This is a genomic window from Variovorax sp. 10N432, from assembly GCF_056394465.1.
The window spans coordinates 1-9,345 of record NZ_JBFTHX010000082.1 but is presented as its reverse complement, the minus strand read 5'-3'; the positions used below and the strand labels follow the sequence as shown (position 1 = coordinate 9,345).

Genomic DNA, 9,345 nt, shown 5'->3' with positions numbered 1-9,345 from the left:
ACAGCATCTGCGTGTCCCAGTCGTCGCTGGAAAGCGGCCAACCGTGATGAAACATGATCGGCTGGCCGTCCTTGGGGCCCCAATCCTTGTAGAAAATCTCGACGCCGTCCTTGGTCTTGATCGTGCTCATGGGCTGATGGTCTTTCTGAAAAGCGGTTGGGTTGAGTGCGACCGAGGTCACACGATATTTTGAACGGATCCTCCATGCAAGTCTCGCACCAGACGCGCGCGCGCCGCCCTTAGACTCGAAGCCGGATGACCGCCCCGCTTCCAGCCATCAGGCGCGAACGACTTCGGCGCTTCATGCGCGTCGTGCGCATGGCCGCGGCCATCGGCGCGGGCGTCGGTGCCGTCTACGCGGGCGCGATGGCCGCCCCGGACGCTCGCTCGCTGCTCGCTTCCCTGCTGATCTCCGTGCCGATCGGCGTCATCAGTGCCGTGCTCACGGCTTCGTCGATCGGCGGCATCGAGATGTTCCTGCTGCCTCGCGCCTCGATGCGCTGGCTCGACTCGCTGCCGTTCGTCGCGGTGTTCATCCTGAAGACGCTTGTCTACGGCGCGATCGCCTGGGCGGTGATCGCTGGCCAACCGGGCCAGCGATTGTTGGGCGTCGTCACCTCCTACGACGCCCGCACCGGTCTGATCGCGGCTTTTCTCTCGCTCGTGCCGGTTGCCGTCATGGTGATGATGTTTCAGGCCGCGGGCCTGGTCGGCTACCGCACCTTCATGGCGCTGCTGACAGGCAAGTATCGACAGCCCTTCGCCGAGCGACGCTTCTTCCTCTTCGTCGACGTGGTGGGCTCGACCGCCATGGCCGAGCGGCTCGGGGCCCTGCAGGCGCATCGCTTCCTGGCCGCGGTGTTTTCAGCGGTCGCCGAACCGATCGAGCTGTGGCGAGGCGAAATCCACCAGTATGTCGGTGACGAGATCGTGATCACCTGGGTCGAGGCGGACGGCGTTGTCGATGCACGGGCGCTGCGCTGCTTCTTCGCGATGCGCGCGGCGATTGCCGCCGACGCGAACCGGTTTGTCCAGCGCTTCGGCGTGCGGCCGGAACTGCGTGCGGCGCTGCACCTGGGCGAGGTCATCGCCGGCGAGGTCGGCCAGGTGCGCCGTGCGATTGTCTACCACGGCGACGTCATGAACACGACCGGGCGCCTCGAGCAGGCGACCCGCGAAGTCGGATGCCTGTTCATCGTCTCGGCCGAAGCGCTGGCCTCCCTGGGGCCGCCGCCCGAAATCCGTACCCACGACCTCGGGGCGCTGGCACTGCGCGGACGGGTCGAGCCCATTCATGCGTTCTGCGTCGAACAGTCGGTCAAGGACGTCTAGTTGCACCGCCGGCCTCGCCCGCACCATGCTCGCGATGCCTGCCGCCAAGGCCAGCACGGCACCGATTCCAAGCCCGATCCTGGGGGCAGCGTCGGCGGATGCGGGCCGCCGCGAGGCCCATCGCAAGCAGCGTGGCGCCTGCGGCGCAAAGCCACGCCGTCGGCACGCGGTCGGCGAGACGTCCCGCAAGGGGCGCCGCAACCGCCACGGCCAGGGGCCAGGGCGTCATGAAGATCCCCGTGATGAGCCCGCATCGAGCACCACGAGCACCATCGCCGCCAGCACCGCCGCAACGGCGGCGGCCCGCGAACCTTGCGCGGTCGAGGTTTCGATCATGGCGTGCCGAAGGTCCAGACGCCGTCCCTCTCGACATAGCGCGTCACCCGGTGTTCGTCCTTGTCTTCCTTCTTGAGGTCGCGCTCGGTGAACCGGTACAGGAGCGCCGGTCCTTTCATGCACCGCGTGTCATGGATGTCCCCCGGCAGATACACCTGGACCTGCCCCGGCCGCATCAGCGTCGAGTCCCGCATCACGAGCCCGATCGTGCCGTCGCGGTTCGCCACCCGCGCATAGGTTCTCATCTCGATCTCGCCCTGCTGGATCGCGTAGATGACCCAGCCCCGGCCGTGGTCATGGGGTGGCCTGTAGAGCCCCGCGTATTCCGAATGCGCCAGGAGCACGAAGCCGTGGGTCGGATCGCGATGGAGCTCCTTGTTCGCCGGCGCTTCGACGTGCAAGGCGGCCAGCCAGTCTTCCGTGCCCGGTGCCCGGAGAAGGTCGGCCAAGTGGCGCTTGCACCCGGCGACCACCTGCTCGCTCAGCGGGCCCCAGACCGACTTGATGCCCTGGATCGATGCTTCGAGCGTGTTGCTGGCCATGACTTCTTCCCTTTCAGTTGCGCTTGGACGACCCTCGTCAAGCAGTGCTCGAACGATAGGACGCCAGTGCGAATTGCGGAAGGCGCAGCAGTTGCAACATATACGTGCACCGAACGCCATGTCAGCCCGAACGTGCTAGCTTCGGCACATGTCGACGCCTGATCTGAACCTGCTGGTCACCCTCGACGTCCTGCTGGCCGAAGGCAGCGTCGCGGGCGCTGCGCGACGTTTGCGCCTGAGCCCTTCGGCGATGAGTCGGGCACTCGCACGATTGCGGGAAACCACCGGCGACCCGCTGCTGGTCCGCGCCGGGAGGGGCCTGGTGGCCACTCCCCGCGCGCTGGATCTGCGCGAGCGCGTCAACCAACTCGTCCAGGAGGCCGAGGCGGTCCTGCGGCCTGCCGAGGCGCTCGACCTCCGGGCGCTGGTCCGGACGTTCACGCTGCGCACCAGCGAAGGCTTCGTCGAGACCTTCGGACCCGGTCTGCTCGAACGCGCCGGTCGTGAAGCGCCCGGCGTGCGGCTGCGTTTCATGCAGAAGGCGGACAAGGAGAGCGCGTCCCTGCGCGACGGCACGGTCGATCTCGAGACGGGGGTCATTGGAAATACCACCGGACCGGAAGTCCGCGTGCAGGCCCTTTTCCGGGACCGATTCGTTGGCGTCGTGCGCACCGGGCATCCGCTGTGTCGGGGCGAGATGACGGCAGCCCGGTACGCGGCCGGAAGCCACGTGGTCGTGTCGCGGCGCGGCGCCGACAGAGGCCCGATCGACGAAGCCCTGAAGCCGCTCGGCCTGGAGCGCGAGGTCGGGACGGTCGTCGGCGGGTTCGCGACCGCGCTGGCACTGGCCCGGGCCTCCGACCTGATCGCCAGTGTTCCTGAACGCCACACCGAAGGCCTGCGCGCCGGCATGCACAGCTTTCGCCTGCCGATGCCCGAGCCGGAGATCACCGTGTCGCTGCTCTGGCACCCGAGGTTGGATGGCGACCTGGCGCACCGCTGGCTGCGCCGTTGCGTTCGGGACGTCTGCGGCGCGTTCACGCCGCCCGACTGCGCCTGACGCCGGGTTCCGGGTGCTCCGTCGCATGGCGATGGCGCGGTGGAGGTCGCGCCATGACGATGGCGATCCCGACCACCCGGCAACCCCTGCCACTTCCTTCAAGGAACCCGCTCATGCGCACCAGACAACGTGGCCTCCTGCTGGCCCTCGGCCTGTTCCTGTCGATCAACGCCCTGGCCAGCCAGGCTGGATTCCGGACCCTCAGCGTTCCCGGCCTGCCCGCGGACCCCGAGCCCATCCCCGTCGCCTTGTTCTACCCCACGCAGGCGCCCGAGCGAACCGTCGCGATGGGCCCGTTCACGGTCCATGCCGCCCTGGGCGGTGCGCCTGAGGCACAGGTGAAGGGCTTGATCGTCCTGAGCCACGGACACCGCGGCTCGGAACTGGCCCACGCCAGCCTGGCCGAAGCGCTGGCGCGCGATGGCTACCTGGTCGCCGCGCTGCGCCATCCCGGCGACAACTGGCAGGACGGCTCGTTGCTCGCGAACGGCCCGGCCCGCTACTTCAGCGCGCGCCCGCAACAGGCCTCGCGCGTGATCGACGCGCTGCTGCAGGACCCCGCCTGGAAGGACCGGATCGCGCGCGACGCCAGGGGGCCGCGCATCGGCGCCGTCGGACACTCGGCGGGGGGCTACACGGTGCTGGCGCTGGCCGGAGCAGAGCCCGAGCTGCAACGCCTCGCCACCCATTGCGCGAGCGAGCGTGCCGACGATCCGATTCTTTGCGGCCTGGTCCGCACCGGAGACCCGGCAGCGACCCGCACCGGGCAGACGGATCAGGGGGTGCCGACGCTGGCGGACGGCCGGGTTCGCGCCATCGTCGCGCTGGCCCCGCTGGGCGCCGTCATTTCAGCGCGATCGCTGGCCGCGATCCAGGTCCCGACCCTGGTCTACGAAGCCGAACAGGACCGATATCTGGTCCCGCGCTTCCATGCCGAGTGGATCGCGCGCAACCTGTCCGGGGTCGAACTGCGCCGCGTTCCCGGCGCCTGGCACTCGGCATTCATGGACATCCCCGGCATGCCCATCCCGACGCCCGACGGCGACATCGCGGCCGATCCGCCGGGCTTCGATCGGCCCGCGTTCCTGCAACGGTTGGGCACCGAGGTCCCGGCCTACTTCGACAGGGTCCTGAGCTCGGCTGCCCCCTGAAATTGCTCAGAGGCTGTCGACCATGCGCTGCAATGCCACCATGCCCGGGTCGTCCAGCCCGATGGTCTTGTCCGCGAACATGCGGGCGCGGCCGATCCGGTTAGGCTGGTCGCGAAAGGCATCCAGGGCATCGCGCATCGCGCTGCTGGCGACCTGGCGCACCGCGGCCTCCGGGGACGCGCCGGCAAGTGCGAGCTGGATCGCGTGCAGGCCGTCCAGAACCGTCTTGTCGCCGAGGCTGGCGCCACCGCGGGCGGACAGCACCGACACCACCTCGCCCAGCAGCGCCGCCAGATCGGATCGATCGAGCGAGGCCACGCCCGCGCAGCGCTTGGCCGACGTGGCCAGGGCGACCGTCAGCAGGGTGCCGAAGCTCGATCCCGATGCCTTGGCGCTGGCCTGCGCGCAGCGCTTGAAGATGCCTTCCAGCGTGTCGGGCAGTTCAGGCAAGGCCTGCTCGATCAGCGTCGCGCACTTGTCGAGCGTGACGCCCAGGTCGGCATCGCCGAGACGGCCGTCCAGCGCATTGAGTTCGGGCGCCGCCGAATGCATGGCCGCGCACCAGCGCGGCACGGCGGCGGTCAGAGTGGGGGCGTCGAGCATCAGCGGACACTCCAGAACGGGCAATGGGCCGGCGCGGCCAGCAGGCTTTCGAGTTCGGCATCGAGCTTCATGACACTCAGCGAGGCGCCGGCCATTTCCATCGACGTGGCATAGCGACCCACCAGGGGCCGCACGACCGTGACGCCGCGCTCGGCCAGCACCGACGCCACCCGCCGGTAGAGGATGTAGAGCTCTTCGGCCGGGGTGGCGCCCAGGCTGTTGACCAGCACGGCCACGCGATCGCCCGAAGCCAGGGACAGCTCCGGCAACACGTGGGCCAGCATCTCGTCCGCCAGCGCGTCGGCCTTCTTGAGCGGTCCGCGCCAGATGCCCGGTTCGCCATGGATGCCCATGCCGAACTCGACATCTCCGGCGTCGATGCTGAACGAAGCCTGCCCGGATTCGGGCACCACGCAGGGCGACAGCGCCACCCCGATCGATCGGCATGCATCGTTGGCCTTGCGCGCCACCGCGGCGACCTGCGCCAGCGTTGCGCCCGCTGCCGCGCTCGCGCCCGCGGCCTTGTAGACCAGCACGAGTCCGGCCACGCCGCGGCGCTTCTCGCGCTGCGCCATGGGCGCGCTCGCGACGTCGTCGGACACCCGCACCGATGCGATGTCCATGCCGTCGAGCGCCAGCATCTCGGCGGCCATCTCGAAGTTCATGCGGTCGCCGCCGTAGTTGCCATACAGCTGCAGCACGCCGGCACCGCCATCGGCCGCGCGCATGGCTTCCATGCAGTCGTCCATCCGAGGTCCGGCAAAGACGTTGCCCACGGCGCAGCTGTCGAGCAGGCCTTCCCCGACATAGCCCAGAAACACCGGCAGATGGCCCGAGCCGCCGCCGGTGACGATGCCGACCTTGCCGGACACCGCCCCGCCCGCGCGGCACACCACGCGCCCGCCGTCGCCGCGGCGCTGCAGTTCGGGATGGGCCATGCAGAGTCCGTCGAGCATTTCGTCGACGTAGGCGTTCGGGTCGTTGAGGATCTTCTTCACTTGTCAGTCGACCTTGAGGCGGCCGTCCTTGGTGGCCTGGGCGGCGAGTGCGTACTCGGCTTCGAGGATCCGTCCGAATTCCTGCGGCGTGCTGGAGAGCGCCACGCTGCCGAGCTCGCGGGCGCTGTTCACCGTCTGCGGGTCTTTCACCGCCTGCGCCAGAGCGGCCGCGAGCTTGTCCTGGACGTCCTTCGGGGTTCCGCTCGGCGCCAGGACGCCGACATAGGTCGTGCCGTCGATGCTGCCGAAGCCGAGCTCCGAGACCGTCTGCACGCCGGGCAGCAGCGGGTCCTGGGTGGGCCCCAGGACCGCCAGCGCCTGCAGCGCGCCGCCCTTGATGTGCTGCAGCGCACTCGGAACCTGGTCGAAGTGGACGTCGATCTGGCCACCGATCAGGTCGATCAGCGCGGGACCGGAACCCTTGTAGCTGACGATCGTGAACTTGGTCTTGAGCAAGCTTTCCAGCTGCAGCAGGGCCAGGTGGTTGGGCGTGCCCGGGCCGGAATGCGCCGCGGTCAGCTTCCCTTCGCCGGAGCGTGCATAGGCGGCGAACTCCTTGAAGTTCTTGAAGCGCGTCTCGTCCTTGCGGGCGAGCAACACCATGGAGCTCTTGTTGACGAGCCCCAACGGCGCGAAGTTGGTGCGCCCGTAGCTGGTCTTGACCATCTCGGGAACGGTCACCACCACGCCGGCGCCGCACAGCAGCAAGGTGTAGCCGTCCGGCGCGGCGCGTGCGACTTGTGCAGCGCCGATCGAGCCGCCCGCGCCGGCGCGGTTGTCCACGATCACCGACTGGCCGAGCACCTTGCCCAGTGCGACCGCGACGGTCCGGGCCACGATGTCGGTGTTGCCGCCCGGGGCGAACGGCACGACGAGCGTGACGGGCCTGCTCGGGAAGGCTTGCGCCCAGGCATGCGAACCCAGTGCGCCGCTGGCGGCGGCGACCGCGCCGAGCTTGAGTAGTTGTCTGCGTTGGATGGTCATTTCCTTGTCTCCGTAGTCGTTGATTGCCCGGGCTTCAGTTGTCGAAGCGCAGCACGTTGTCCATGGCGGCCTTGATGCGGGCCAGCTGAGCCGGCTGGGTCGCCGGCATCGGGGCGCGCGGCAAGCCCGCGTCGCAGCCCTGCAGCGTGATGGAGGTCTTGATGTTGGCCGGCAGGTTGTCGCCGACCAAGGCGTTCCAGAACGCGAGCATCGCCTTGTGGATTTCCAGCCCCTTCACATGGTCACCCGCCTGCACGGTGTCCCACAGGGTGACGCACACACCCGGGAGTGCGGCCGGCGTTGCCGCGATCGTGCCGTGCGCGCCCAGCGCGAATGACGAATACAGCAACGCATCGACGGCGGAGAACACCTTGCAGCCTGCCGGCACGCCGAGCAGCAGATCGGCCATGAGCTTGAGGTCGCCCTGGCTCTGCTTGATGCCCTGCACACCGGGCAGCTCCTGCATGAGGCGAATCATCTGGGCCGGGTTCAGGTAGTTCCAGGGCACGACGTTGTAGATCACGACGGGGACATCCGTGGCTTCGGTGAGCGCCTTGAAATGGTTGTGGGTCGCTTCCTCGTCCGGCTTGAACAGGTAGTGGACCGGCGTGACCTGCAGCGCGGCGATGGGCAGGTGCGAGATCGCCTTGGCGCGGTTGATGGCATCGCGTGTGCTGTTCGAGATGATGCCGGCCACGATCGGCACGGCGCCCGCGACTTCCGCTGCGGTGATTTCCATGACGCGCTTGAACTCGTCGACCGTGAAGGTGTGGCCCTCCCCCGTGCTGCCGCCCGGGCAGACACCATGGACCTTCTTGTCCAGGTTGAAACGAATGACCTTGCGGAAGGCGGCTTCGTCGATGCTTCCGTCCGCGGTGAACGGTGTGACGAGCGGCGGAATGACGCCGGTGAGATCGAGACCCATGAGAACGACTCCAGTGGTGGTGAGGGATGGCTGTGGACGCTGAGTGCTGCGCTGGTATCGAACTATACTCCAACTGACATGTCAGTCATAGTTCAGTATTAACCCTAGTTCCTCGCCATGAGGTCCGCGCGCTCGGCGCGGCTTAACATCTCACCCCATGAACACCAGCGCCATCGTCCGAACCGCGGCCGTGAAATCCGCCACTGCGGGAGCCAACGAAGGCGAACACGTCAACCAGCGCAGCCGCGCCTACCAGGGTTTCCGGCAACAGATCATCGACGCCAGGATCCGGCCGGGCCAGTTCGTTTCACAGCGGGAACTGATGGAACTGCTGGAGATGCCCCTGGCCGCGGTGCGCGAACTGATCCCCCGCCTCGAGGCTGCCGGATTGATCAAGACCGTGCCGCAGCGCGGGCTGCAGATCGCGTCCGTCGACATGAAGCTGATCCGAAATGCGTGGCAGGTGCGGGCGATGGTGGAGCGCGAGGCGGTCGTGAACTTCGCGCGTGTCGCGAGCCCCGAGACCATTGCCCGGCTGATCAAGCAGCACGAGGCGATTCTTGAGCGCGCGATGCAGCCGCACCCCGACGAGCACCTCGAGAAGGATGCCCAGGCCGTGGACTGGGGACTGCACGACCAGATGGTCGACGCCATCGGCAACGAAATCCTGTCCGAGATCTATCGGGTCAACAGCCTCCACGTGCGCTTGATCCGCTACGACGCGGACTCGATGCGTCCGGTCCAGGTCGTGCCAGCGATGCGCGAGCACCTCGCGTTCCTGCACGCGCTGGAGGCCGGGGACAGCGAAGGCGCGCTGGCGCAGATGATGGCGCACATCGAGCAATCGAAGCACCGCGTTCTCGCCGGGATGCTTCGCGCCGGGCAAGGCGCAGCCTAGGGCTTCGACGACGAGGTGCGGCTGCGGCCGCCCTCCCCGCGCGAGGCCCTACGCCGCCGCAGGCCGCTTCGCCAGCTCAAGCTTGGCGATGGCATTGCGGTGCACTTCGTCCGGTCCGTCGACGATGCGAACGGTGCGCTGGTGCGCATAGGCCTCGGCCAGCCAGAAGTCCTGGCTGACGCCGGCCGCGCCATGCGCCTGGATCGCCCAGTCGACCACCTTGCACGACATGTTGGGGGCCACCACCTTGATCATGGCGATCTCGGCACGCGCTTCCTTGTTGCCGACCGTGTCCATCTTGTAGGCGGCGTTCAGCGTCAGCAGGCGCGCCTGGTCGATCAGGCAGCGCGACTCGGCGATGCGCTCGTGCCAGACCGATTGCTCGGCCAAGGGCTTTCCGAAGGCGATGCGCGAACGAAGCCGGTCGCACATCAGTTCCAGCGCGCGCTCGGCGGCGCCGATCGAGCGCATGCAATGGTGGATGCGTCCCGGGCCCAGGCGGCCCTGGGCGATCTC

The 9,345-nt window shown here is 68.2% G+C and carries 11 protein-coding genes; 4 read left to right on the top strand and 7 right to left on the bottom strand.

All coding sequences use genetic code 11. From position 1 onward, the window contains the following. The coding region (locus AC1DF3_RS36125; protein ID WP_478142581.1) for an alpha/beta fold hydrolase at positions 1-130 on the bottom strand (130 nt) is incomplete at its 3' end. Positions 131-318: 188 nt separating this feature from the next. Here AC1DF3_RS36125 and AC1DF3_RS36120 point away from each other — a divergent pair. Continuing rightward, positions 319-1,332 carry an adenylate/guanylate cyclase domain-containing protein gene (locus AC1DF3_RS36120; RefSeq protein ID WP_478142692.1) on the top strand — a complete coding sequence of 338 codons (1,014 nt, stop codon included), beginning with the start codon at positions 319-321 and terminating at the stop codon, positions 1,330-1,332. Between the two features lie 332 nt (positions 1,333-1,664). Here the strand turns inward: AC1DF3_RS36120 and AC1DF3_RS36115 are convergent, their stop codons facing one another. Beyond that, complete coding sequence (locus AC1DF3_RS36115; RefSeq protein ID WP_286538145.1) at positions 1,665-2,210, bottom strand: cupin domain-containing protein; 546 nt, start codon at positions 2,208-2,210, stop codon at positions 1,665-1,667. A gap of 148 nt (positions 2,211-2,358) precedes the next feature. Here AC1DF3_RS36115 and AC1DF3_RS36110 point away from each other — a divergent pair, with 148 nt between their 5' ends. Both AC1DF3_RS36110 and AC1DF3_RS36105 read left to right on the top strand, forming a co-directional pair. Next, positions 2,359-3,270 (top strand): LysR family transcriptional regulator, encoded by a 912-nt coding sequence (locus tag AC1DF3_RS36110; protein ID WP_478142691.1) that lies wholly within the window; start codon positions 2,359-2,361, stop codon positions 3,268-3,270. A 113-nt stretch (positions 3,271-3,383) separates the two neighbouring features. After that, positions 3,384-4,421 carry an alpha/beta hydrolase family protein gene (locus AC1DF3_RS36105; protein ID WP_478142690.1) on the top strand — a complete coding sequence of 346 codons (1,038 nt, stop codon included), beginning with the start codon at positions 3,384-3,386 and terminating at the stop codon, positions 4,419-4,421. Positions 4,422-4,427: 6 nt separating this feature from the next. Here AC1DF3_RS36105 and AC1DF3_RS36100 read toward each other — a convergent pair whose 3' ends face one another. The 4 genes from AC1DF3_RS36100 to AC1DF3_RS36085 are packed head-to-tail and all read right to left on the bottom strand — an operon-like array spanning position 4,428 to position 7,931. Next, entirely contained in the window at positions 4,428-5,024 is a 597-nt protein-coding gene (locus tag AC1DF3_RS36100) for a DAK2 domain-containing protein (RefSeq protein ID WP_478142689.1), read from the bottom strand. After that, complete coding sequence (locus tag AC1DF3_RS36095) at positions 5,024-6,022, bottom strand: dihydroxyacetone kinase subunit DhaK (protein WP_478142688.1); 999 nt, start codon at positions 6,020-6,022, stop codon at positions 5,024-5,026. Before AC1DF3_RS36095 ends, AC1DF3_RS36100 begins: the two co-directional genes overlap by 1 nt. Before the next feature lie 3 nt (positions 6,023-6,025). Further along, entirely contained in the window at positions 6,026-7,006 is a 981-nt protein-coding gene (locus AC1DF3_RS36090; RefSeq protein WP_286538137.1) for a Bug family tripartite tricarboxylate transporter substrate binding protein, read from the bottom strand. 34 nt (positions 7,007-7,040) lie between these two features. Further along, the gene (locus AC1DF3_RS36085; protein ID WP_286538135.1) at positions 7,041-7,931 is read right to left on the bottom strand and encodes a dihydrodipicolinate synthase family protein; all 891 of its coding nucleotides are present in this window, start codon (positions 7,929-7,931) and stop codon (positions 7,041-7,043) included. A 157-nt stretch (positions 7,932-8,088) separates the two neighbouring features. Between AC1DF3_RS36085 and AC1DF3_RS36080 the strand changes: the two genes are divergently transcribed. Continuing rightward, positions 8,089-8,829 (top strand): GntR family transcriptional regulator, encoded by a 741-nt coding sequence (locus tag AC1DF3_RS36080; RefSeq protein WP_301811682.1) that lies wholly within the window; start codon positions 8,089-8,091, stop codon positions 8,827-8,829. A gap of 48 nt (positions 8,830-8,877) precedes the next feature. Here AC1DF3_RS36080 and AC1DF3_RS36075 read toward each other — a convergent pair. Then, on the bottom strand, positions 8,878-9,345 hold a 468-nt coding region (locus AC1DF3_RS36075; RefSeq protein WP_478142687.1), incomplete at its 5' end, for an acyl-CoA dehydrogenase family protein.

Excerpts from the sequence above, each read along its gene's own strand:
- AC1DF3_RS36115 (WP_286538145.1), bottom strand. The coding sequence starts at position 2,210 with ATGGCCAGCAACACGCTCGAAGCATCGATCCAGGGCATCAAGTCGGTC.
- AC1DF3_RS36080 (WP_301811682.1), top strand. The coding sequence starts at position 8,089 with ATGAACACCAGCGCCATCGTCCGAACCGCGGCCGTGAAATCCGCCACT.
- AC1DF3_RS36120 (WP_478142692.1), top strand. The coding sequence starts at position 319 with ATGGCCGCGGCCATCGGCGCGGGCGTCGGTGCCGTCTACGCGGGCGCG.
- AC1DF3_RS36090 (WP_286538137.1), bottom strand. The coding sequence starts at position 7,006 with ATGACCATCCAACGCAGACAACTACTCAAGCTCGGCGCGGTCGCCGCC.
- AC1DF3_RS36110 (WP_478142691.1), top strand. The coding sequence starts at position 2,359 with ATGTCGACGCCTGATCTGAACCTGCTGGTCACCCTCGACGTCCTGCTG.
- AC1DF3_RS36105 (WP_478142690.1), top strand. The coding sequence starts at position 3,384 with ATGCGCACCAGACAACGTGGCCTCCTGCTGGCCCTCGGCCTGTTCCTG.
- AC1DF3_RS36085 (WP_286538135.1), bottom strand. The coding sequence starts at position 7,931 with ATGGGTCTCGATCTCACCGGCGTCATTCCGCCGCTCGTCACACCGTTC.
- AC1DF3_RS36100 (WP_478142689.1), bottom strand. The coding sequence starts at position 5,024 with ATGCTCGACGCCCCCACTCTGACCGCCGCCGTGCCGCGCTGGTGCGCG.